Annotated in this window: 19 protein-coding genes and 1 tRNA gene; 12 read left to right on the top strand and 8 right to left on the bottom strand. The window is 63.2% G+C overall.

The window, feature by feature from the left end; genetic code table 11:
* Positions 1-32: 32 nt before the first annotated feature.
* Positions 33-1,502 carry a YcjX family protein gene (locus BGO16_RS17680; RefSeq protein WP_292620468.1) on the bottom strand — a complete coding sequence of 490 codons (1,470 nt, stop codon included), beginning with the start codon at positions 1,500-1,502 and terminating at the stop codon, positions 33-35.
* Between the two features lie 731 nt (positions 1,503-2,233).
* Here BGO16_RS17680 and BGO16_RS17675 point away from each other — a divergent pair.
* Both BGO16_RS17675 and BGO16_RS17670 read left to right on the top strand, forming a co-directional pair.
* A complete protein-coding gene (locus BGO16_RS17675) occupies positions 2,234-3,715 on the top strand; it encodes a PAS domain-containing methyl-accepting chemotaxis protein (RefSeq protein WP_292620467.1) in 1,482 nt (493 codons plus the stop codon).
* Positions 3,716-3,826: 111 nt separating this feature from the next.
* The gene (locus BGO16_RS17670) at positions 3,827-5,002 is read left to right on the top strand and encodes an isovaleryl-CoA dehydrogenase (protein WP_292620466.1); all 1,176 of its coding nucleotides are present in this window, start codon (positions 3,827-3,829) and stop codon (positions 5,000-5,002) included.
* A 135-nt stretch (positions 5,003-5,137) separates the two neighbouring features.
* On the opposite strand, the gene BGO16_RS17665 is transcribed toward BGO16_RS17670, so the two are convergent.
* On the bottom strand, positions 5,138-5,947 hold the full coding sequence (locus BGO16_RS17665) for a DUF2927 domain-containing protein (RefSeq protein ID WP_292620465.1): 810 nt from the start codon (positions 5,945-5,947) through the stop codon (positions 5,138-5,140).
* A gap of 88 nt (positions 5,948-6,035) precedes the next feature.
* Complete coding sequence (locus BGO16_RS17660) at positions 6,036-6,599, bottom strand: L,D-transpeptidase (RefSeq protein ID WP_292620464.1); 564 nt, start codon at positions 6,597-6,599, stop codon at positions 6,036-6,038.
* A 234-nt stretch (positions 6,600-6,833) separates the two neighbouring features.
* On the opposite strand from BGO16_RS17660, the gene BGO16_RS17655 reads away from it, so the two are divergent.
* From BGO16_RS17655 to BGO16_RS17645, 3 genes are all read left to right on the top strand, one after another.
* Positions 6,834-8,381 carry an acetolactate synthase large subunit gene (locus BGO16_RS17655; protein ID WP_292620463.1) on the top strand — a complete coding sequence of 516 codons (1,548 nt, stop codon included), beginning with the start codon at positions 6,834-6,836 and terminating at the stop codon, positions 8,379-8,381.
* Between the two features lie 77 nt (positions 8,382-8,458).
* Positions 8,459-9,169, top strand: a complete 711-nt coding sequence (locus BGO16_RS17650; protein WP_292620462.1) for a metallophosphoesterase — start codon at positions 8,459-8,461, stop codon at positions 9,167-9,169.
* Positions 9,170-9,214: 45 nt separating this feature from the next.
* Entirely contained in the window at positions 9,215-9,472 is a 258-nt protein-coding gene (locus tag BGO16_RS17645) for a hypothetical protein (RefSeq protein WP_292620461.1), read from the top strand.
* A 67-nt stretch (positions 9,473-9,539) separates the two neighbouring features.
* On the opposite strand, the gene BGO16_RS17640 is transcribed toward BGO16_RS17645, so the two are convergent.
* From BGO16_RS17640 to BGO16_RS17630, 3 genes are all read right to left on the bottom strand, one after another.
* Positions 9,540-9,614: transfer RNA gene (locus BGO16_RS17640), tRNA-Val, on the bottom strand.
* Positions 9,615-9,843: 229 nt separating this feature from the next.
* Positions 9,844-11,109, bottom strand: coding sequence for a hypothetical protein (locus BGO16_RS17635; RefSeq protein ID WP_292620460.1), 1,266 nt, complete (start codon positions 11,107-11,109; stop codon positions 9,844-9,846).
* Positions 11,110-11,253: 144 nt separating this feature from the next.
* On the bottom strand, positions 11,254-11,883 hold the full coding sequence (locus BGO16_RS17630) for a DUF1134 domain-containing protein (protein WP_292620459.1): 630 nt from the start codon (positions 11,881-11,883) through the stop codon (positions 11,254-11,256).
* A gap of 114 nt (positions 11,884-11,997) precedes the next feature.
* On the opposite strand from BGO16_RS17630, the gene BGO16_RS17625 reads away from it, so the two are divergent.
* A complete protein-coding gene (locus BGO16_RS17625; protein WP_292620458.1) occupies positions 11,998-12,504 on the top strand; it encodes a YHS domain-containing (seleno)protein in 507 nt (168 codons plus the stop codon).
* Positions 12,505-12,524: 20 nt separating this feature from the next.
* Here BGO16_RS17625 and BGO16_RS17620 read toward each other — a convergent pair whose 3' ends face one another.
* Positions 12,525-13,292: a 3'(2'),5'-bisphosphate nucleotidase CysQ gene (locus BGO16_RS17620; protein ID WP_292620469.1), complete on the bottom strand. Its 768-nt coding sequence runs from the start codon at positions 13,290-13,292 to the stop codon at positions 12,525-12,527.
* 204 nt (positions 13,293-13,496) lie between these two features.
* On the opposite strand from BGO16_RS17620, the gene chpT reads away from it, so the two are divergent.
* From chpT to BGO16_RS17590, 6 genes are all read left to right on the top strand, one after another.
* On the top strand, positions 13,497-14,144 hold the full coding sequence (gene chpT / locus BGO16_RS17615) for a histidine phosphotransferase ChpT (protein ID WP_292620457.1): 648 nt from the start codon (positions 13,497-13,499) through the stop codon (positions 14,142-14,144).
* A gap of 317 nt (positions 14,145-14,461) precedes the next feature.
* A complete protein-coding gene (locus BGO16_RS17610; RefSeq protein ID WP_292620456.1) occupies positions 14,462-17,173 on the top strand; it encodes a hybrid sensor histidine kinase/response regulator in 2,712 nt (903 codons plus the stop codon).
* Positions 17,174-17,184: 11 nt separating this feature from the next.
* Complete coding sequence (locus BGO16_RS17605) at positions 17,185-17,655, top strand: chemotaxis protein CheW (protein WP_292620455.1); 471 nt, start codon at positions 17,185-17,187, stop codon at positions 17,653-17,655.
* A gap of 66 nt (positions 17,656-17,721) precedes the next feature.
* On the top strand, positions 17,722-18,087 hold the full coding sequence (locus BGO16_RS17600) for a response regulator (protein WP_292620454.1): 366 nt from the start codon (positions 17,722-17,724) through the stop codon (positions 18,085-18,087).
* Between the two features lie 163 nt (positions 18,088-18,250).
* Complete coding sequence (locus BGO16_RS17595; protein WP_292620453.1) at positions 18,251-19,405, top strand: chemotaxis response regulator protein-glutamate methylesterase; 1,155 nt, start codon at positions 18,251-18,253, stop codon at positions 19,403-19,405.
* On the top strand, positions 19,402-20,268 hold the full coding sequence (locus tag BGO16_RS17590; RefSeq protein WP_292620452.1) for a protein-glutamate O-methyltransferase CheR: 867 nt from the start codon (positions 19,402-19,404) through the stop codon (positions 20,266-20,268). The genes BGO16_RS17595 and BGO16_RS17590 overlap by 4 nt, the downstream gene beginning before the upstream one ends.
* 257 nt (positions 20,269-20,525) lie before the next feature.
* Here the strand turns inward: BGO16_RS17590 and ctrA are convergent, their stop codons facing one another.
* Entirely contained in the window at positions 20,526-21,227 is a 702-nt protein-coding gene (ctrA, locus tag BGO16_RS17585) for a response regulator transcription factor CtrA (RefSeq protein WP_292620451.1), read from the bottom strand.
* Positions 21,228-21,243: the final 16 nt, after the last annotated feature.

The following is a 21,243-nucleotide window of genomic DNA, read 5'->3' as shown; positions in this document are numbered from 1 at the left end:
TGTGACGGGGCGGCGCAGGCCGGAACGCTCACTCATTGCAGTCGGTCTCCGATCAGAAACTGAAGCGCCCGGTCGAGGCGGATATGGGGCAGGGAGGGATCGCCCGTTCCGTTGCCCTGAAGGCGGGGCGGACGAAAGCGCAGAAAGCGGAAATCGGCCTGGTCCATCGCCGACGTGGACAACCCGCGGAACGCGCCATTTCCGGCGAAAAGATCCTTGAGATCGGTCGGCAGGTCGCCCGGAAATGTCGCGACTTCGGTGTTGCCGTCGAGGGTCTCACCATTGGCGAATTCGCCGGCCAGGGGGGTGCCGAGGATGGACGGCAGCTTCTCGCGACCGCACTGCACCTGCGCCTCGCGGGTGGAGCGGACGGCCGCAAGCGCGACAACGTCGATGGCGGCGCCGGCGACTTCGGCGCGTGCGACGGCGCGCTCGACGACGCGGCGCAGGATCGCCTCGAGCCGGTCATGGTTGGTGTGGTGCAGATGATCGGCCTTGGTGGCGGCGAACAGGATGCGGTCGATCCGCGGCCGGAACAGCGTGCTCAGCAGCGTCGAGCGGCCGATGCGGTAGCAATCCAGAATTCCGGCGAGCGCGGCTTCGAGGTCGTACAGTGCTTCGGGTCCAGCATTGAAGGCGGAGAGCGTGTCGACCAGCACGACCTGGCGATCGAGCCGGGAAAAATGATCGCGGAAAAACGGCCGGACCACGAGGTCCTTGTAGGCCTCGTATCGCCGCCGCATCATCGTCCAGAGCGAGCCATCGGGCGCGATGCCGCCGGCGGGCAGATCGAGTGGTGCAAAGGTGAGCGCGGGCGAGCCTGCGAGATTGCCGGGCATCAGGAAACGGCCGGGTGGCAGCAGGCTCATGGCGAAGCGCTCGTCCCGGCAGGCCCGCAGATAGTCGGTGAACAGCCGCGCAGCGACAAGCGTCGCCTGCTCGTCCTCGCGGGCCGAAGGCCGGAGCGTTGCAAGATGCGCGTGCCATTCCTCCGCAAGCCGCGCGCGCGGCTGCTGCCGTGACAGCGCAAGACTTTCCGTCGACCACTGTTCGTAGCTTTTGTCGAGCAGTGGCAGATCGAGCAGCCATTCGCCGGGATAGTCGACGATGTCCAGCGTCAGCGTCTGGTCCGAGCCGTTTTGCCGCTGATAGCCGATCACGAGCCGCAACTCGCTGATATCGACCGTCGAGTTCGGCCAGCGCCGTTCGGTGATCAGCGTGTGGACGTGTTGCTCATAGTTGAAGCGCGGCACAGCGTCGTCCGGCTGCGGAGCAAGCTGCGCGCGCGCGATGCGACCGCTGGCGAGCGATTCAAAAACCGGAAACCGGCCGCCGCGCGACAGGCCATGCACCAGCGCGGTGATGAACACCGTTTTGCCGGCGCGCGACAGCCCCGTTACGCCGAGCCTGACCGTCGGGTTGAAGAAGTTTTCGCCGTAATCCAGCAGCGCGCGCGCCGACAGACGCGCTTCTTCAACGATATCGGAAAAGCTGGAGGCCATATCGATGCAATGTCGATCCCGGAATATGGATTGGCGTGTAAATCGCGCCTGCGCAACCGCAAGGTGGCGATTGCCGGTCGAAAATCAAGTTTCGGTGCTGAGACGAGCCGTAGATCATTTGTGTTCAGATTTCGTTGCGATGGATCGGCCGTCATTGTAGCGCTTTTCTGCTGGCGCAAGACACCGAAAATAGCCCTTGGGACTGGAGTTTGCGGCTTCGTTAAAACTGCGAATGCACCTGCGAAGATTTTCACTTTTGCGCGCCATGGCTAACGATCTTTCCGTACGCGCACAAAATGGCTCGACATCGCGCAAAGCGTGACAGGCGGAAGGATGTTCCCGCCATGTTGCAGTGCGCCACGTGGCGGCGCACCGCCTGCATTCGCAATCCGCAACGCCTGCAGTCGCCTGCCACGCCGGCATTGAGGCTCGCGCTGTCGAACAGCGACTGCGCGACAGGTGAAGGTCTTAGGCACGTTGCCGCCGTTCAGCTTCGCGGCCGAATTGGATCAGTGTGCACGGCCGGGGCGGACCTTTCACTTGGCTGTGCTGCTGTCGGCCGGTCCCTCATTGCGGACCGTTGCCGCTTGTTCCGGCATAATTTACCGCATCCGCTAAGCTGTTCGCCAGACGCTGCCGGCGCAAGAAATTTATAGCAACTAATAATTGCAGTAAATGATACTTAACAACTGTCGAGATATTGTGGTCGCCGGGCATCTTGGGGGGATCACATGAGCTTTCTGGCGGCATCCCGCGACGCGCAGGCGCAACTCGACGCGCTGAACAGGTCCCAGGCGGTGATTGAGTTCGATCTCGACGGAACGATCATCACCGCGAACGCGAACTTTCTCAACGCGATGGGATACACGCTTGCCGAAATCCGCGGCAAGCATCACAGCATGTTTGTCGACCAGCAGCGCCGCGACAGCCATGAATATCGCGAATTCTGGGACGCTCTGCGACGCGGTGAATATCAGGCTCGGGAGTTCAAGCGCGTCGCCAAGGGCGGGCGGCCGATCTGGATCCAGGCGACCTATAATCCGCTTCTGGATCGTCGCGGCAAGCCATTCAAGGTGGTCAAGTTCGCCACCGATGTCACCCAACGCAAACTCCGCAGCGCCGATTGCGAAGGCCAGCTCAAGGCGATTCACAAGGCGCAGGCGGTGATCGAATTCAATCTCGACGGCACCATCATCACCGCGAACGAGAATTTCCTGAACACTCTCGGTTACCGGCTGGACGAGATCCAGGGACGGCATCACCGGATCTTCGTCGATCCGACTGAGCGCGACAGCGCGGGCTACAAGGCATTTTGGGATTCGCTCCGGCGTGGCGAATATCAGGTGGCCGAGTACAAGCGGATCGGCAAAGGCGGCCAGGCGGTCTGGATTCAGGCGGCGTACAATCCCATCCAGGATGCGGAGGGGGGCCTGATGAAGGTGGTCAAATTCGCCACGGACGTGACGGCGCAGGTCGAAGACCGGATGCGCCGCCTGGACTTGCAGAAATCCATCGACACCGATCTCGGCCAGATCACCGGGTCCGTTGCCGCGACTTCGGAGCGCGTGACCTCGGCGGCCGATGCGTCCACCCAGGCCTCATCCAACATGCAGGCCGTCGCGGCCGGCGCGGAAGAACTCGCGGCATCGGTCGGCGAGATCAGCCGTCAGGCGGCGGACGCGCTCGCGATTTCCCAGCAGGCCGTTACGCAGGCCAACGAGACCAGCTCCATCGTTTCCGGTCTTTCCACCGCGGCGCAGAAAATCGGCGACGTCGTCAAGCTCATCAACAGCATTGCCGAGCAGACCAATCTGCTCGCGCTCAACGCCACCATCGAGGCGGCGCGCGCGGGCGAAGCCGGCCGTGGTTTTGCGGTGGTCGCCTCGGAAGTGAAGAGCCTGGCCTCGCAGACCGCCAAGGCCACCGATGAGATCAGCGGCCAGGTGGCCGAGGTTCAAAATACCACGGGCGGCGCCGTCGCCGTCATCGAGGCCATCACCCAGACGATTTCGCGCATCAATGAAATATCGGCGGCCATCGCTGCATCGGTGGAGGAACAGGCATCCGTGACGCAGAGCATTTCGTCCAACATGCAGGTCGCGGCGAAGGGTGTTGCGGATATCACCTCGAACATGAGCGAGATCGCCCATGTCACCCAGTCCGTGGATGCCGCGACCCGCAAGGTCAGGGATTCATCGCGCGCGCTGGCGTAACGACGGCATCGAGCGGAGAGCAGTCGCGCCCTTCTCTCGATGCAATCTCCATGGCATGGTTGATCTCGAAGAAGGTGCGACTGGTCTTGGTCGCGCGTGAGGAGAACCTCCGTGGCTGGTTCCAACATCGCTGGCGACTTCAACTTCGATCTCGGCGAAACTGCGGACGCGATCCGCGAGACGGTTCGCGACTTTTCTGTCAATGAGATCGCGCCGCGCGCTGCCGAGATCGACAGGACCAATCAGTTCCCGCGCGACCTCTGGCCCAAGCTGGGCGCGCTCGGGCTGCACGGCATCACGGTTGAAGAGGAGTATGGGGGCGCCGGTCTCGGCTATCTCGAGCATTGCGTCGTCATGGAGGAAATCTCGCGCGGTTCGGCTTCGGTCGGATTGTCCTATGGCGCGCATTCCAATCTCTGCATCAATCAGTTGCGCCGTAACGGCAGCGAGGCGCAGAAGCGCAAATACCTGCCGAAGCTGATTTCCGGCGAGCACGTCGGTGCGCTGGCGATGTCGGAGACCGGCGCCGGTTCGGACGTTGCATCGATGAAGACCCGCGCCGACAGGAAGGGCGACCGCTATATTCTCAACGGCAGCAAGATGTGGATCACCAACGGACCCGTCGCGGAAACGCTGGTGGTCTACGCCAGGACCGCCGCCGCCGCGGGCGCGCGTGGCATCACCGCCTTCATCATCGAAAAGGGATTCAAAGGATTTTCGACTGCGCAGAAGCTCGACAAGCTCGGCATGCGTGGCTCCGACACCTGCGAACTGGTGTTCGAGGATTGCGAGGTGCCCGAGGAGAATGTGCTCGGCAAGATCGATGGCGGCATCGGCGTACTGATGTCCGGCCTCGATTACGAGCGCGTTGTGCTCGCCGCCGGTCCGCTCGGCATCATGCAGGCCTGCATGGATGTGGTGATGCCTTACGTGCACGAGCGCAAGCAGTTCGGCCAGCCGATCGGCAGTTTCCAGTTCGTGCAGGGCAAGGTCGCCGACATGTACGTCACCCTCAATGCATGCCGCGCCTACGTCTATGCGGTGGCAAGGGCTTGCGATCGCGGCGAGACCACGCGGGAGGACGCGGCAGGGGCGATCCTCTTCGCGGCGGAGAAGGCGACGCAGTGCGCGCTGGACGCGATCCAGTTGCTTGGCGGCAATGGTTATATCAACGACTATCCGACCGGACGCCTGTTGCGCGATGCCAAGCTCTATCAAATCGGCGCTGGCACCAGCGAAATCCGCCGCATGCTGATCGGCCGCGAGCTGTTCGAGAAAAGCGCGTAGCGATCCGTCATTCCGGGGTGCGACGTCGGTGCAAATCCGGAATCCGGCACCGAAGCAAGTGTTGTGTTGCCGGATTCCGGATCCGCCGCTGACGCGGTTTCCGGAAATGACGGGGGATGCGCGATAAAAAGCCCCTCACTCCAGCGGCAGGTCGTTGACCTTCGCAACCCATGCCCGCACATCGATCATGACCTGCGGCAGCACCGCGCGGGTCTCCTGCACGGTCATGCCGGGCTTGATGCGCGGATCGTAGAGGATGTTGAGGATGTACTGGTCGTAGATGTCGAAGAAGCCCATCTGGACGTCGTCGTTGAACATGGTCCACGGCACGGAACTGGTGTCGTTGATGGGGCCAAGCGACTGCAGCAGTTCTTCGTAGGCGCAGTCGAGGAAAACGAAGTCGCCGTTGTCGACGGTCAGGATCACGTCGGAATGCTCGATCTCGAATGTCTCGTTCTTGCGGAAACCGGACAGGCATTGGGGATCGAGCGAGGTGTGAATTTCGCGGGCGCGCCTGGCGCCGTAGAGCGCGGTGATGGTGCGATTGAGGTTGCGGTCGCGGACGAGCCGGACGGTGACGTTGGCCTCATCGGCGCTGTCCGCCATGGCAATGTCGAGATGCCGGACGCGCCTTGCGATGTCGGTAACGACTCTCGCCAGTTGCGCCTTGCGGTCGGCGCGATTGACGCCCTCGGCGAACACGCGCACCGGCCCGTCATATTTGCGGATGCGGTCGACCCGGCCGGCCAGATGGTACTCGGCGCCGAATGCGATCTTGAAGAATCCGTCGAGAATCTCGTGATCGGTGAAAACCCTTCTCTCGACGTGCTGACGCGCAGACGCTCCTGCAAACTCGGCGATGGCGGGTTGCAAGGGGGCATGCGCGATGCAGATGGCCGCTCCGATCAAGGTGGCGGTAACAAGCCTGAGCGAAGCGATACGCATCGCGGTCCGCCTTCCTCAACCCGCGCGCGGGCGTGAAAGCTGTTTTATTCGTGCCCGCATTCCCGGTTGGCGTCCGGCGTGCGCCGATCTAGTTCTTGACCACCACCGTCGTGCCGACCGACACGCGGTCATAAAGATCCTTCACATCCTCGTTCGTCATGCGGAAGCAGCCGGACGACACCGCCTGGCCGATCGTCTCCGGTTCGTTGGAGCCGTGGATGCGATAGAGCGTCGAGCCGAGATACATCGCGCGCGCGCCGAGCGGATTGTCGATGCCACCTTTCATGTGGCGCGGCAGATCCGGACGCCGGCGCAGCATCTGCGCAGGCGGCGTCCAGCTCGGCCATTCTTTCTTGGCGCTGATGCGGTGGACGCCGCCCCAGCGGAAACCGTCGCGGCCGACGCCGATGCCGTATCTCAGCGCCCGGCCGTCGGGGAGAACCAGATAGAGCCGCCGCTCGCTGGTGCTGATGACGATGGTGCCCGGCGCATATCGACTGTGGAAATAGACGACCTCTCGCGGGATCGGATTGGCGGAGGTAAAATTGGGGCCGAAATCCATGATATCGCGCGTATCGTTGAACTGCGCGAAAGCGGCCCTCGCATTGAAAGCAAAAGCGGCAACAATCAAAAGAGCCAAAACGCGCGTCATTATGTCCTCGCATCAGTCGATCCGTTGCGAGACAGGCCACAATTCGTCCGGTTTCGCAAGGTGCAGTCGCGTGAGGAGGATTCTTCCCGCGTAAACGTTGCGAAAAGGTATCAAGGGCAACCCTGCTCACGAAGAAAAGTCGGCCATGGCAGCCCTGCGCGGGCAATCCTTTGACGCACGGCTGGAACGATGTTGATCTCGGCTTCGTTCGAACGACAGGAGCGGAGCGCAAGGATGAACGGTGCCGAAAGCCTGGTGCGGACGCTGGTGAATGGCGGCGTGGACGTCTGCTTCGCCAATCCGGGCACCTCCGAGATGCATTTTGTCGCGGCGCTGGACCGCGTGGAGGGCATGCGCTGCGTGCTCGGGCTGTTCGAAGGCGTGGTCACCGGCGCCGCCGACGGCTATTTCCGCATGAAGGGCGTCCCGGCCTGCACCCTGCTCCATCTCGGTCCGGGTCTCGCCAATGGCCTCGCCAACCTTCACAACGCCGGGAAGGCTGGTTCCGGCATCGTCAACATCGTCGGCCAGCACGCGGTTGACCACGTCAGACACAATGCGCCGTTGACGTCGGATATCGAGGGGCTGGCGCGGCCGATGTCGGGTTGGGTCCGCACCTCGTCGGATTCGAAATCGGTCGCCTGCGATGGCGCGGCGGCGATCGCGGCTGCCAAAAGTTCGCCGCCGCAGATCGCAACGCTGATCCTGCCCGCGGATACCGCGTGGAACGAAGCCGACGGCATCGCCGCGGTGCCTGAGAATTCGCAGCGACCGGGCTATTCGCAACCGGCAGTCGATGCGGCGGCGAGGATCCTGCGCAGCGGAGGCGGCGAGACCTTGCTGTTGCTCACGGGCAGTGCGCTGAGCGAGCCGGGACTGGCGCTGGCCGGCATGATCGCGGGCAGGACCGGCTGCAAGGTGATGGCGCAGACTTATAACGCGCGCATGGCGCGCGGGCGCGGCCGTTTTTTCATCGACCGCATTCCCTATGTGGTCGAACAGGCTTTGCGCGTTCTGAAACCCTTCAGGACCATCATACTGGTCGAGGCCGACGATCCCGTCGCGTTCTTCGCCTATCCGGACAAGCCGAGCCTCTTGAAGGCGGAGGGCTGTTCGGTGCACCGGATGACGGCACGGGGCGACAATTCGGTGGCCGCGCTGGAAGCGCTGGCGGATGCCGCGGGCGCACGGCGAGCGGATATGAGGCCGCAGAAGCCGGTTGAACTCATGGCGCCCACCGGACAACTCGATCACGCTTCCATCGCGCAGGCGATCGCGCTGGCAATTCCGGACAACGCCATCGTGGTCGACGAGTCGATTACCACGGGCCGCGGATTCTTCCCGCCGACCGCCGCCGCCGCGCCGCATGACTGGCTGCAGAACATGGGCGGCTCGATCGGCTTTTCGACGCCGGTGGCGACCGGCGCGGCGGTGGCCTGTCCCGATCGCAAGGTGATCTGTCTGGTGGGCGATGGCAGCGCGATGTACACGCTGCAATCATTGTGGACGCAGGCGCGCGAGGGCCTCGACGTCACCACCGTGGTTTTCTCCAATCGCATGTATCAGATCCTGCGCGGCGAGTTCGACGGCGTTGGCGCCGGCGAGCCCGGCGAACGGGCGATGGACATGCTGAGCCTCGATCGCCCAAGCCTCGACTGGGTGTCGCTCGCGAAGGGCATGGGCGTGCCGGGCCGGGCCGTGACGACCGCGGACGACTTTAACAGGGCGCTTGCCGAGGCGATGGCGGAGAGGGAGCCGCGCCTGATCGAGGTGCAGATGTGAGATGATGAGGAGCGCGTCGGTAAACAGCGGCCAATACGTTGAATGCGACAGGGATGCGCCATACCTGCGAGACTTAGATGAGCCTGACCTATGTCATCCCCGACGTTCACGGCCGCTTCGATCTGCTGAGCGAGGCGTTACACCGGGTTCATGCCCACGCCGCTGGCAACGGCGGTACGCTGGTGATGCTTGGCGATTATGTCGACAAGGGGCCGGACAGCAGCAAGGTCATCGCAAGGCTGCGGCGCGGAATGCCGGACGGCTGGACCTTCATTCCGCTCAAGGGCAATCACGATGCGATGATGGTTGCCGCGTGGCGCGATCCGCTCCACATGGCGCGCTGGCTGCAGCACGGCGGCGATGCGGTTCTGGAATCCTACGGCGGCGACCCCTTCATCGTTCCGGAAGCCGACATCGTCTGGCTGGAGGCGCTGCCGCTGATGCATGTCGATTCGCACCGCATCTATGTTCACGCCGGGCTCGATCCCGGCGTTGCCCGCGACGCGCAGCCTGAGTCCACGCTGCTCTGGAAGCGCTATCCCAAAGGCGATGCGGCGGGCTTCGAGGGCCGCCATGTCGTGCACGGACACGACTCGTTTGCGCTGGGGCCGGAGTTGTATGAAGGCCGCACCAATCTCGATACGAGGGCATGGCGTACCGGTCGTCTGGTGATAGGCGTGTTCGATGACGCGTTGCCGGGCGGTCCTGTCGATTTCATCGTGGTTCAGCCGGAACAGGAACTCCCGCGATCAGAAACCGCACCCGGCTTCTTTCGTGGGAAACCCTGATCGTTTATCTTGACGGCCGCGCGCAACGCAGGTCTTTCGTGTGGCATGGACAAGGTCTCGGATTCGGTCACCAAACTGCAGGCGACTTTCCGCGTCAAGGTGAACGGCGAGTCCGTTGCCATCGCGACGGTGGGACAGGCTTACGATTTCATCACGCGCCTGAGCACCGCCGAATGGGGCGAGTTTCGCGCCCTGCACGAGGAGGCCCGCGCCGCGCTCGAGGCTGCCGCCGGCGACGCGATGCTCAGCCGCAAGGCCACCGACGCGTTGCGGGCCCTGTTCGCGCGAACCCGTCTTTTGTGAGAGAATTGGGTCGGGCCACGACTGGCCGGATCATAATGCCGCGCCCGCGGCAGCGCCGCCGGGCAAATGGTGGGCGCACAAGGGATCGAACCTTGGACCTCTCCCGTGTGAAGGGAACGCTCTCCCGCTGAGCTATGCGCCCTGAATCGTCATCTGCCTCAAATCGGCAGGCCCGGTTACCGGCGGGCCCGGCGCGACGACCGAAGCCGCGATTTAGGAAATGCGGGGCAGGGGTGTCAAGCGAACCTTATGCCTGCCGGTCCGTTCAACCCGGCTGCGGCGCTTTCAAAGAAGCGGGTATTTCCGGGTTCGTGCCAAAAAACGCATCAAAAGCGGGAGCCGGCTTTGATTTCATCAAAGCCGGAATAGCTCTAACGCCCGCCGCCGGAGGCCTCGGATTGCAGGGCGCGGATGCGGTCGGCCAGCGAGCCGGGGGACGGGATCGCGCCGTTGCCGCCTGCGCCGTTCGCGGCCTTCGCCGTCCTGGCCGGCGTTGCGTCAGCCGCCAGGATGGCCTTGATCGGGGAATCCGGTCCCTCGATGGTCATGGCCAGCCTGGAGACCTCGGCGGCGATGTCGTTGATGCGCTCGCGCAGCAGCGCGTTTTCCATCTGCTCGGCCGTGCCGGAGGATTTCGCCTGCTGCTGGATCACGGTGATGTCGCGCTGAAGTTTGGCCCGCTCGTCGCGGGCGGCGCGTAGCGCCCGTTCGGTGGCGATCATTTCATTGCGCAGTCCGTCGATGAGCGGCGCCTTGCCGCCGGTCAGCGACGCGATCTCCTCGCGCAATTCGTTGATGGTGAGTTGCGCGGCTGCATTGGCCTTTCGCAACGGGCCGTTCTCCTGGTCCCGCTCGGCCAGCGTCCTGGTCTGTGCGGCAAGCTGGCTTTCGAGTTCTCTGGCACGACTGCCGAGCCGTTCTGCCTCCTTGGTCTTGTCGATGAGCTGGCTGTCGATGGTGACGATGCGCTGGCTCAGATTTTCCACGTGTTTGCGGGCGTCGTCGCGCTCCCGCGCAGTGGAGGCCGTTGCGCCGCGCTGCTGTTCGAGCCGCGCCTGCGTGTCGGCGAGTTCCTTTTCGATCTCGCCGATCCGGCCCTGCAATCGCTCGACCTGCGCGCGCACCACGAACAGTTCGGCCTGCCGGCTTTCCGCCGCCAGCGAGCGGTCCGCCAGGTCCTGACGAACCCGGCCGAGTTCGGCTTGCCTGTCGGCGAGGGTCTGCTCGGCGCTCTGCAAGGTTTCGGCCTGTGCGGCAAGCTCCTGTTCGGTGGAGTGCAAATGAGCGCCGACCTTCTCCTCGTGACCCTCGAGCTTGAATATCGCGGCGTTCTTCTCGCCGAGTTCGATTTTCAGCCGGTTGATGGCGTCGGCCTTTTTGCCGAGTTCGGCGGACTGGCTGGCGGTCTTGCGCTTCAGCGTATCAACGGTCATTTCCAGACGCCGTGCCGACATCGCAAATTCGGCGCGCAACTGATCCTTATCGGCCTGGATTTCGGCCATCGACAGCGGCGTGGCGGCTTCGAGGCGTTTGATGGTGAGGCGGACGGCGCGGTTGTGCACGAGCGGCATGATCATCAGTCCGCACAGCATCGAAACCAGAAAACCGATCGCCAGATACATGATCGGCTCGACCATGGGGAGCGCTCCGCAAGCCGGACAAGGATTCGGTTACCATGCCATGAGCGACCGGCAAAACGCCAGCGCCACGCCTCGCAAAGCGTTCCGGTCGGGCAGAGTCCGGCTGAGCCGCAGAAAGATACGGACGAAGCCGTCGGGCGCTCAGAACGGGTTCCAGGTCGCTCGCGGCGTGAATTTCAGATAGCCGATATTGGCGCCCAGCCGCAGCCCGAGACCGGAGCGGATCGGCACCAGCACGATGTTGTTCGCGGTCAGCGCCGTCATGCCGAAGCCGCCGACGATGTAGGCGGAGCCGTCGATGCCCGCGAAGCGCTGATAGATCGCGTTCGTCGCAGGCAGGTTGTAAACCAGCGTCATGGTGCGGGCGCCGTCGCCGCCCCAGTCGAAACCGACCGACGGACCTTGCCAGTAGACTTTCAGGTCGCCGGCATTCTTGGTGTAGAGGGTGCCCTCGCCGTAACGCAGGCCGGCCACGAAGGCGCCTGAGCCTTCCTCACCCAGGATGTAGCCGTTCGGCAGGCCCCATTGGCTGACGGCGCGCTCAATGATCGAGGCGAGGCCGCGAGAGACGTTGCCGAAGAACCGGGTCCCGGATTTGAGCAGTTCGTCCGACGAATAGTTGCTGGGGCCGGCGCGCCGTTGCGGCGGCGGCAGTTGCTGGCCCGGAGCCGCCTCGTATGGCGGGGCTGACTGCTGGGCGGGTGCCGGCACGATCCAGAACGTCGTCACGGCAGCGAGCGTGATCGCTGCGAGGCGTGAAATCAAAGCCATGGAAGATACCCCCAAGGTAGCGAAACTTGTCGCTGCGTCTTTAACCCGACGCTGACCGGCGGTCGGTATGATTCGGTGATCGTCCCCTCGACTCGCACGTTATCCGCATCAACTATGACGGCACGGCGGCAGGAAGGAAACGGCTTGCGCCTCGGAATAGTCGCGATTGCCTTGCTGGGGTGCGGGCTGGCCTGCGCCAGGGTGGGCCTTGCGGCGAAGGCCGCGACCTCCGAGCGGATCGTGACGGACCGTTATACCGGGCTGGCGATCGGCGGGTTCGATCCCGTGGCTTTCTTTACCGACGCGCGCGCGGTGCGGGGCGACCCCGCCTTCGAGGTGTCGCAGGGCGGCGCGATCTGGCGCTTCAGCAACCCCGATAACCGGGCGTTTTTTGTCGCCAATCCGGATGTCTATAGCCCATGTTTCGGTGGCTATGATCCGGTCGACATCGCGCGGGGCGTAACCTTCGCCGGTACCGCCCGGCTCTGGCTGATTGTCGGCCAGCGGCTTTACCTGTTCGGCCATGAGGACACCCGCGCCGCCTTCGCGGCCAATCCGGCGCGCTATCTGCATGACGCCACGCGTCGTTGGACCGTGCTGAAGGAAACACTGGCGCAATAGGGCATAGGCGGCAGTCTGCGTCACGGAGCGGCCGAGGGATCGCCCCAGGCGATAAATTCCGGCACCAGAAATCCCGCGCGCGCTTCACCGAAACGCAGCGGGGCACCGCTGCCGTCCGTGACCTTGCCCCCGGCGGCGGCGACCAGGGCGTGACCGGCCGCGACGTCCCATTCGCAGGTCGGGGCGAGACGAGGATAGATATCGGCTTCGCCCTCCGCAATCCGGCAGAATTTGACGGCGGAGCCGAGTGGCTCGCGCACCGCGCCGGGCCGGCTGTCGATGAAGGCGTCCGAGCGGCTGTCGCCGTGGGAGCGGCTGACGGCGGCGATCCATGCGCCATGGGCAGGAAACGGCCGGGTCGAGATCGGCTCGGCCGCGCCGCCGCCGCCGACCGCGAGGCGCTCCGCGCCATGGCCGACAAGACCTCGCCAGATCATACCCAGCGCAGGCGCGCCGATGATGCCCAATAGCGGCACGCCGTTCGTCACGATCGCGAGATTGACGGTGAATTCGTCGCGGCCGGCGATGAACTCCCTGGTGCCGTCGAGCGGATCGATCACGAAGAAGCTGCCGGCATAAGGCGGCGCGGCAAGATGCACGCGCTCCTCCGACAGCAGCGGAATATCGGGGCAGAGCCGCGCGAGCCCGTCGGCAATGATCCGGTCGGAGGCGAGGTCCGCCTCGGTCACGGGAGAGCCGTCGGCCTTGCCGCTGATCGTCATGCGATCGCGGCTGACCGAGAGGGTGGCGGCGCCGGCTTTTGCCACCAGCGCGGTGAGGGCATTCATCAGCGCCGCAGCCGTTTGAGCGTCGATCACCGGCACGTCTGAAGTGTCCTTGCACGGCGCGGGAGGACGGCGGTGGCCGCCTTGCGGTGGCAGCACAGGCTTCGGCAGTGTATCAAGCCACCATCATCGTTTGATTCGTCAGATCCGCGCGCTGCAAGTCCGGTTGCTGTGGATTTTCCGAAATGGATCCCAGGAGCAGGTATCATGTCTGGCACGTCGTCTCCCGGTCCCGTTCCCGATATGCTCGAACTCGCAGCACTGCTGTGTTCGCGCGTCTGTCATGACCTCATTAGTCCGGTTGGCGCAATCGTCAACGGGCTCGAGGTGCTGGACGACAATCCGAAGCCGGAAGATCGCGAGTTCGCCCTCGACCTGATCCGCAAGAGCGCCAAAACCGCCTCGGCGCGGCTGCAGTTCTGCCGTCTCGCATTCGGCGCTGCGGGCTCGGCCGGTGCGCAGATCGATCTCGGCGATGCGCAGGCCATGGCGAAGGGCCATTTCGAGGACGGCAAGATCACGATCGCCTGGAGTCTCCCGCGTCTGCTGCTGCCGAAGAACAGGGTGAAACTGCTGCTCAACTTGTTGGTGATCGCGCAGCAGATGATTCCGCGCGGGGGCGTGCTGAGCGTCGATCCGCTTGGCGAGGGCGAGGCGATGGGCTTTCAGATCACTGCCGCCGGAATGAACGCCCGCATCTCGCAGAACGTCGTCGATCTTCTCGCGTCCGGCACCACCGGCGCCGTCGATGCGCATGCGATTCAGCCCTACTATACCCGCCTGCTTGCTGAGGCCTGCGGTATCAACGTCGCGATCGTCGCGGAGAGCGAGAAAGTGGTTGTAAGCGCCCGTTGAACGAGGCGTCGCCTGATAAGGTGAACGAATGGTTTCCGGGTTCGCGGAGATCAGCGGCAGGGTTTTGATCCGGGGTTGCCGGGTGCCTTCCTTTTCGTTGCTAAATCAACGTTAAACGCCCTGTATCTGCATCGGCCAAAATTCCGACAGGTGCAGCGAGGTCGTTCGCCGGCGTTTGTGCGGCGAGTCCATCGTACCGACTGTCCGGCGTATTCTTTTCCGCTTGCTCAACCAATATTAAATGCTTTGGGTTGAAACTGGCCCGGCCGCGAAAAGGCGCGACGACGTCGCCCCGGCAGTTCGAGGGCCAGAAGGCAATGGACGATCTCCTCCGCGAATTCCTGACAGAGACCAACGAGAGTCTGGATACCGTCGACAATCAGCTCGTCAGCTTCGAGCAGGATCCGAACAACGCAAAGATATTGGATAATATCTTTCGGCTGGTCCACACCATCAAGGGCACGTGCGGCTTTCTGGGTCTTCCGAGGCTGGAGGCGCTCGCCCATGCAGCGGAAACGCTGATGGGCAAGTTTCGCGATGGCATGCCGGTGACCGGCGAGGCCGTGACGCTCATTCTCTCCACCATTGATCGCATCAGGGATATTCTGGGTCAGCTTGAGGCGACCGAAACCGAGCCGGAAGGATCGGATACCGATCTGATCGAGCTGCTCCATCACATGGCGGAGCATGGCGCCTCCGAAGCCGCCGCTTCCTCTCCCGAGCCTGCCGCCGAAGCGCCGGCCGCCGAGACGGCAGGGACGCTCACTTATCAGATTCTCGAACGTCAGCTTCGTCCGGGCGAGGTGTCGCTCGATGATCTCGAGCGCGCGTTCCGGGAGACGGAGGTCGAATCGGCCGCGCCTGCCGCTCCGCAGCCCGCACCCGTTCCGCAGCCGGCATCCGCAACGCCCGCGCCGGCCGCTGCTCCGAAAACTGCCGTCAAGGCGGCGCCGAAGAAAGCGGAAGACACTCCGGAAAGCGATCGGGTTTCTCACCAGTCGATCCGTGTCAACGTCGATACGCTCGAGCATCTGATGACGATGGTGTCCGAGCTCGTGTTGACGCGCAACCAGTTGCTCGAGATCAGCCGTCGCCACGAGGACAACGAATTCAAGGTGCCGTTGCAACGGCTGTCCAACGTCACGGCCGAGCTGCAGGAAGGCGTCATGAAGACGCGCATGCAGCCGATCGGAAACGCCTGGCAGAAGCTGCCGCGTATCGTGCGCGATCTGTCGAGCGAACTCGGCAAGCAGATCGAACTCGAGATGCATGGCGCCGACACCGAGCTCGACCGTCAGGTACTCGATCTGATCAAGGATCCGCTGACGCACATGGTGCGCAATTCCGCCGATCACGGCCTGGAAACGCCGGCGGAACGGGTCAAGGCGGGCAAGCCCGAACAGGGCACCATCCGCCTTCTGGCCTACCACGAGGGCGGCCACATCATCATCTGCATCGCCGACAATGGCCGCGGCCTCAATACCGAGCGCATCAAGGCCAAGGCGATTCAGAACGGCCTCGCGACCGAGGCTGAACTCGAGAAGATGACCGAGGCGCAGATCCACAAGTTCATCTTCGCGCCCGGATTCTCGACCGCGGCCGCCGTGACCGCCGTTTCCGGGCGCGGCGTCGGCATGGACGTGGTTCGTTCCAACATCGACCAGATCGGCGGCACCATCGACGTCAAGTCGGTGGCCGGCGAGGGCTCAAGCATTACCGTCAAGATTCCGCTGACGCTGGCGATCGTGTCGGCGTTGATCGTGGAGGCTGCGGGCGAGCGTTACGCGATACCGCAGCTCTCGGTGGTCGAGCTGGTGCGCGTGCGAGCGGATTCGGAGCACCGTATCGAACGTATCAAGGACACTCCGGTCCTGCGGCTGCGCAACAAGCTGCTGCCGCTGATGCACCTGAAGAAGCTCCTGAAGATCGATGATGGCGCATCCAGCGATCCCGAGAACGGTTTCATCGTGGTCACGCAGGTCGGAAACCAGACCTTCGGCATTGTCGTTGATGGCGTATTCCATACCGAGGAAATCGTGGTCAAGCCGATGTCGACCATGCTGCGGCATATCGGCATGTTCTCGGGCAACACCATTCTCGGCGACGGCGCCGTGATCATGATCATCGACCCGAATGGCATCGCACATGCGCTCGGCGCATCGGTGGCGACGCAGCAGGAAATCGCCGACGGGCACGGAGCGGGCTCCGGCGATGCCGAGCAGATGACGTCGCTGCTGGTGTTCCGCGCCGGATCGGAGCAGCCCAAGGCGGTGCCTCTCGCCCTCGTCACGCGGCTGGAGGAGATCGCTGTCGGCAAGATCGAGATCTCCGACGGCCGCTATATGGTGCAGTACCGCGAGCAACTCATGCCGCTGGTGCTGATGGAGGGCGTTTCGGTCGGGACCGCGGGATCGCAGGCTGTCCTGGTGTTCGCTGACGAGGGACGGGCGGCGGGGCTGGTGGTCGATGAGATCATCGACATCGTCGAGGAGAGGCTGAACATCGAGGTGGCGAGCAATCAGCAGGGCATTCTCGGCTCCGCCGTGATCAAGGGCCGTGCGACGGACGTGATCGATATCGGTCATTTCCTGCCGATGGCTTTCTCCGACTGGTTCAAGCGCAAGGAGATGCGTGCCGACGCCGCCACGCGGTCGGTGCTGCTGGTGGATGACAGCGCCTTTTTCCGCAACATGCTGGCGCCGGTTCTCAAGGCCGCAGGATATCAGGTCCGGCTTGCGACCAACGCGCAGGAAGGTCTCGTCGTTTTGCGATCGGGTCAGGAGTTCGACGCGATCCTCACCGATATTGAAATGCCCGACATGAACGGTTTCGAGTTCGCCGAGACGGTGCGCTCAGACCGCCGCCTGAGTGCGACTCCGATCATCGCGCTGTCATCGATGATTTCTCCGGCCGCGATCGAGCGGGGTCGCCAGGCCGGCTTCCACGATTACGTCGCCAAGTTCGACCGGCCCGGCCTCATTGCGGCGCTGAAAGAACAGACCGCCGAAACCAGCCGCGTGGCGGCATGAAGGATCAGAGTATGACCATGGTAAATCAAGGCGGCGAAAGCGCGTTTACCGAATATGTCACCGCGACGATCGGCGGGCAGTTGTTCGGGCTTCCGATCTCGCGGGTGCAGGATGTGTTCAAGCCCGAACGCCTGACCCGCGTGCCGCTGGCATCGAACGAGGTGGCGGGCGTGTTGAATCTGCGCGGCCGCATCGTCACCGCGATCGACATGCGCGCGCGATTGGGCCTTCTGACGCAAGAGGCCGACCGTCCGCCGATGGCCGTTGGCGTGGAACTGCGGGGCGAGTCCTATGGACTTCTGATCGATTCGATCGGCGAGGTCATGGCGCTTCCGGATGACAGCCGCGAGGTCAATCCGGCCAACCTCGATCCGCGGATGACGGAAATGTCGGCGGGTGTGCATCGGCTGGATGGACAATTGATGGTCGTTCTCGACGTCGATCGCATTTTGGAGATCGCGCCTGACAAGCTTGCGGCTTGAGACCGGCGGCAAGGAGTCATCGGGAAAGCGTCCCGTCATGAAGGTTGGAAAGAGGCGGAGGCCGAAATGAAAACATGTCTGGTCGTGGATGATTCAAGCGTTATCCGTAAGGTCGCGCGACGTATCCTGGAAGGCTTCAATTTCAATATCGTCGAGGCGGAGGACGGCGAGAAGGCGCTTGACGCCTGCAAGCGCGAACTGCCGGATGCCGTGCTGCTGGACTGGAACATGCCGGTCATGGACGGTTACGAGTTCCTTCGCAACCTGCGCCGGATGCCCGGCGGTGATCAGCCGAAGGTGGTGTTCTGCACCACGGAGAACGATGTCGCGCATATCGCCCGTGCGCTTCATGCCGGCGCCAACGAATACATCATGAAGCCCTTCGACAAGGACATCGTGACGGCAAAATTCCAGGAAATCGGCCTGATCTGAGTTCGAGCGACATGGATGCCGGTTCGCGTGAAGAATACGGCATTAAATTGAAATCCTGGAGCCCGCTTCTGTTTCCGTCAGAAGCGAAGGGACTCTAACCGCGCCGTACCGGATCGCGCCCGGCGCAGACATCGTCTTTGTTCGCAGTTGCGTCTGGTGGGGAATGAGTACTGCTTTGGCAAGTCCGGCGGCTTTGGATTCGGGGCAGGCGCCGTTGCGCGTCATGGTGGTCGACGACTCCGTCGTCATTCGCGGGCTGATTTCCCGTTGGATCGACGCTGAACCCGACATGCTGGTCGCGGCTTCGCTGCGCACCGGGCTCGATGCCGTCAGCCAGGTCGAGCGGGCCAATCCCGATGTTGTCGTCCTTGATATCGAGATGCCTGATCTCGACGGCATTTCTGCGCTGCCGCAACTGCTGGCCAGGAAGCCCGATCTCATTATCATCATGGCCTCGACGCTCACCCGTCGCAACGCGGAGATCAGTTTCAAGGCCATGTCGCTCGGCGCCGCGGATTACATTCCGAAGCCGGAGAGCACCCGCGAGATCGCGGCCGCCGATATCTTCAAGCACGACCTGATTCAGAAGATCCGGAACCTCACCGCAAAGCGACGGCGTCCGGCGGTGGTCGCCGCCCCGCCGCTGGCGCCTCGCGAACAGGCACCGAAACCCACCCGGGCCGCTCTTGCGTCGGCGCAATCCGCGCCGACACTGCGTCCCTTCGGTTCGCTGCATCCGCGCGTGTTGCTGATCGGTTCATCCACGGGCGGGCCGCAGGCACTGATGACGCTGGTAGCCGGAATTGAGTCCGTGATCGACACCGTTCCGGTGTTGATCACGCAGCACATGCCGCCGACCTTCACGACCATTCTCGCGGAACATCTGGCGCGGGTCGCCGGACGCCCGGTGCGCGAGGGCGTGAATGAGGAGGTCGTGAAGCCGGGACGGATCTATGTCGCGCCCGGCGGTCGCCACATGCGGGTGGTGCGAAAGGGCACGGGCGCCGTTATCGCGCTCGATGACGGCCCGCCGGTGAACTTCTGCAAGCCGGCCGTCGATCCGCTGTTCACATCGGCGATCGATATCTGGCAGGGAGGCATTCTGGCCGTCATCCTGACGGGGATGGGATCGGACGGAATGCGCGGCGGCAAGCAGATTGTCGCTGCGGGAGGAAGTGTCATCGCGCAGGACGAAGCGAGCAGCGTCGTGTGGGGAATGCCGGGCGCAGCTGCCCAGGCCGGAATTTGCGCGGCCGTTTTGCCGCTTCAACAAATCGCGCCGAAGCTCGTTCGGCTGTTTGCGGGAGGCCATGCGTGACACCGCTTGATTTTGAGTACCTGCGTAAGTTTCTGAAGGACCAGTCCGGACTCGATCTTGCCCTCGACAAGCAATATCTGGTCGAGAGCCGTTTGACCCCGCTCGCGCGCAAGGCCGGCCTTTCGGGTATCAGCGACCTCGTGCAGAAGATGAAGAGCGGCGCCGGAGCCCTGAGCGTTGACGTCGTTGAAGCGATGACCACCAATGAAACCTTCTTCTTTCGCGACAAGACGCCGTTCGAGCACTTGCGCGATACCGTGATCCCGGCGCTGGTGCAGGCCCGTGCGGCTCGCCGCAGCCTGCGGATCTGGTGCGCCGCCGGTTCGACCGGACAGGAGCCGTATTCGATCGCGATGTGTCTCAGGGAATACGGTGCCGCGCTGGCGGGATGGCGCACCGAGATCATCGCCACAGATCTGTCGAACGAGGTGCTCGAAAAGTCTCGGGCCGGTCTCTACAGCCAGTTCGAGGTGCAGCGCGGGTTGCCCATTCAGTTGCTGATCAAGTATTTCAAGCAGGTGGGCGAACTCTGGCAGATCAACGCCGACATTCGCGCGATGGTTCAGCACCGCCAGCTCAATCTGTTGCAGGATTTTTCCCACCTCGGCACCTTCGACGTGGTTTTCTGCCGCAACGTGCTGATCTATTTCGATCAGGAAACCAAGGTCCGCATCTTCACGCGGCTTGCGAAGCGGATGGAAAGCGACGGTTTTCTCGCGCTCGGCGCGGCGGAAACCGTGGTCGGGTTGACCGACGTGTTCAAGCCTCATCCGGACAAACGCGGTCTCTATCGGCCCAATCAGGTCAGCGCGCCGCCGCTGGTTCCAGGCATGCTCTCGGCCCGGTCCGCAGCCCGCGCGTAGCGGCCAGTCGACAACGTTCCATCCAGGTCATTCCGGAGCGTGTCATTCCGGAGCGCGTCATTTGGAACGCGCCGTTCGGCGCGAACCCGGAATCCAGCTTCGTATGTCTTTGTCGCGCCGGAATCCGGATCGCCGCTCTTGACGCGACCGCAACCGGATCCCGACCGCGGAAGGTCGGCAGGCGCGCGCCTCATAAACAAAAACCCCGCCATTCATTTATGGCGGGGCCAGTCCGGGAGGAACGGTGAGTTCCGATGTCAGGCCGGGATACGCACATCATCATCATGCGGCTCGCGCAAGACGTAGCCGCGGCCCCAGACCGTCTCGATGAAGTTGCGTCCTTCCGAGGCGTTGGCGAGCTTCTTGCGCAGTTTGCAGATGAAGACGTCGATGATCTTCAATTCCGGCTCGTCCATGCCGCCATAGAGGTGGTTGAGGAACATTTCCTTGGTCAGCGTGGTGCCCTTGCGCAAGCTGAGCAGCTCGAGCATCTGGTATTCCTTGCCCGTGAGATGGACGCGCTGGCCGCCGACTTCCACCGTCTTGGTGTCGAGATTGACCACGAGATCGCCGGTCTGGATCACCGACTGGGCATGACCTTTGGAGCGGCGCACGATCGCATGAATGCGGGCGACCAATTCATCCTTGTGGAAGGGCTTGGTCATGTAGTCGTCGGCGCCGACGCCGAGGCCCTTGACCTTGTCCTCGATGCCGGCGAGGCCGGAGAGGATCAGAATGGGTGTCTTGATCTTGGAGACGCGAAGCTGCTTGAGCACGTCATAACCGGACATGTCGGGCAGGTTCAGGTCGAGAAGGATAATGTCGTAGTCGTATAGTTTGCCGAGATCGACGCCTTCTTCGCCGAGATCCGTCGTATAGACGTTAAAACTCTCGGATTTGAGCATCAGCTCAATCGACTGCGCGACGGCGCTATCATCCTCAATCAGCAAAACGCGCATGCCAGTCCCCTAATCG

Source organism: Nitrobacter sp. 62-23 (genome assembly GCF_001897285.1).
Classification (GTDB): Bacteria; Pseudomonadota; Alphaproteobacteria; order Rhizobiales; family Xanthobacteraceae; genus Nitrobacter.
The sequence above is the reverse complement of the archived record's forward strand: the minus strand, read 5'-3'. Positions and strand labels throughout refer to the sequence as shown.

Excerpts from the sequence above, each read along its gene's own strand:
- BGO16_RS17680 (WP_292620468.1), bottom strand. The coding sequence starts at position 1,502 with ATGGCCTCCAGCTTTTCCGATATCGTTGAAGAAGCGCGTCTGTCGGCG.
- BGO16_RS17675 (WP_292620467.1), top strand. The coding sequence starts at position 2,234 with ATGAGCTTTCTGGCGGCATCCCGCGACGCGCAGGCGCAACTCGACGCG.
- BGO16_RS17665 (WP_292620465.1), bottom strand. The coding sequence starts at position 5,947 with ATGCGTATCGCTTCGCTCAGGCTTGTTACCGCCACCTTGATCGGAGCG.
- BGO16_RS17660 (WP_292620464.1), bottom strand. The coding sequence starts at position 6,599 with ATGACGCGCGTTTTGGCTCTTTTGATTGTTGCCGCTTTTGCTTTCAAT.
- BGO16_RS17655 (WP_292620463.1), top strand. The coding sequence starts at position 6,834 with ATGAACGGTGCCGAAAGCCTGGTGCGGACGCTGGTGAATGGCGGCGTG.
- BGO16_RS17650 (WP_292620462.1), top strand. The coding sequence starts at position 8,459 with ATGAGCCTGACCTATGTCATCCCCGACGTTCACGGCCGCTTCGATCTG.
- BGO16_RS17645 (WP_292620461.1), top strand. The coding sequence starts at position 9,215 with ATGGACAAGGTCTCGGATTCGGTCACCAAACTGCAGGCGACTTTCCGC.
- BGO16_RS17635 (WP_292620460.1), bottom strand. The coding sequence starts at position 11,109 with ATGGTCGAGCCGATCATGTATCTGGCGATCGGTTTTCTGGTTTCGATG.
- BGO16_RS17630 (WP_292620459.1), bottom strand. The coding sequence starts at position 11,883 with ATGGCTTTGATTTCACGCCTCGCAGCGATCACGCTCGCTGCCGTGACG.
- BGO16_RS17625 (WP_292620458.1), top strand. The coding sequence starts at position 11,998 with ATGACGGCACGGCGGCAGGAAGGAAACGGCTTGCGCCTCGGAATAGTC.
- BGO16_RS17620 (WP_292620469.1), bottom strand. The coding sequence starts at position 13,292 with ATGAATGCCCTCACCGCGCTGGTGGCAAAAGCCGGCGCCGCCACCCTC.
- chpT (WP_292620457.1), top strand. The coding sequence starts at position 13,497 with ATGTCTGGCACGTCGTCTCCCGGTCCCGTTCCCGATATGCTCGAACTC.
- BGO16_RS17610 (WP_292620456.1), top strand. The coding sequence starts at position 14,462 with ATGGACGATCTCCTCCGCGAATTCCTGACAGAGACCAACGAGAGTCTG.
- BGO16_RS17605 (WP_292620455.1), top strand. The coding sequence starts at position 17,185 with ATGACCATGGTAAATCAAGGCGGCGAAAGCGCGTTTACCGAATATGTC.
- BGO16_RS17600 (WP_292620454.1), top strand. The coding sequence starts at position 17,722 with ATGAAAACATGTCTGGTCGTGGATGATTCAAGCGTTATCCGTAAGGTC.
- BGO16_RS17595 (WP_292620453.1), top strand. The coding sequence starts at position 18,251 with ATGAGTACTGCTTTGGCAAGTCCGGCGGCTTTGGATTCGGGGCAGGCG.
- ctrA (WP_292620451.1), bottom strand. The coding sequence starts at position 21,227 with ATGCGCGTTTTGCTGATTGAGGATGATAGCGCCGTCGCGCAGTCGATT.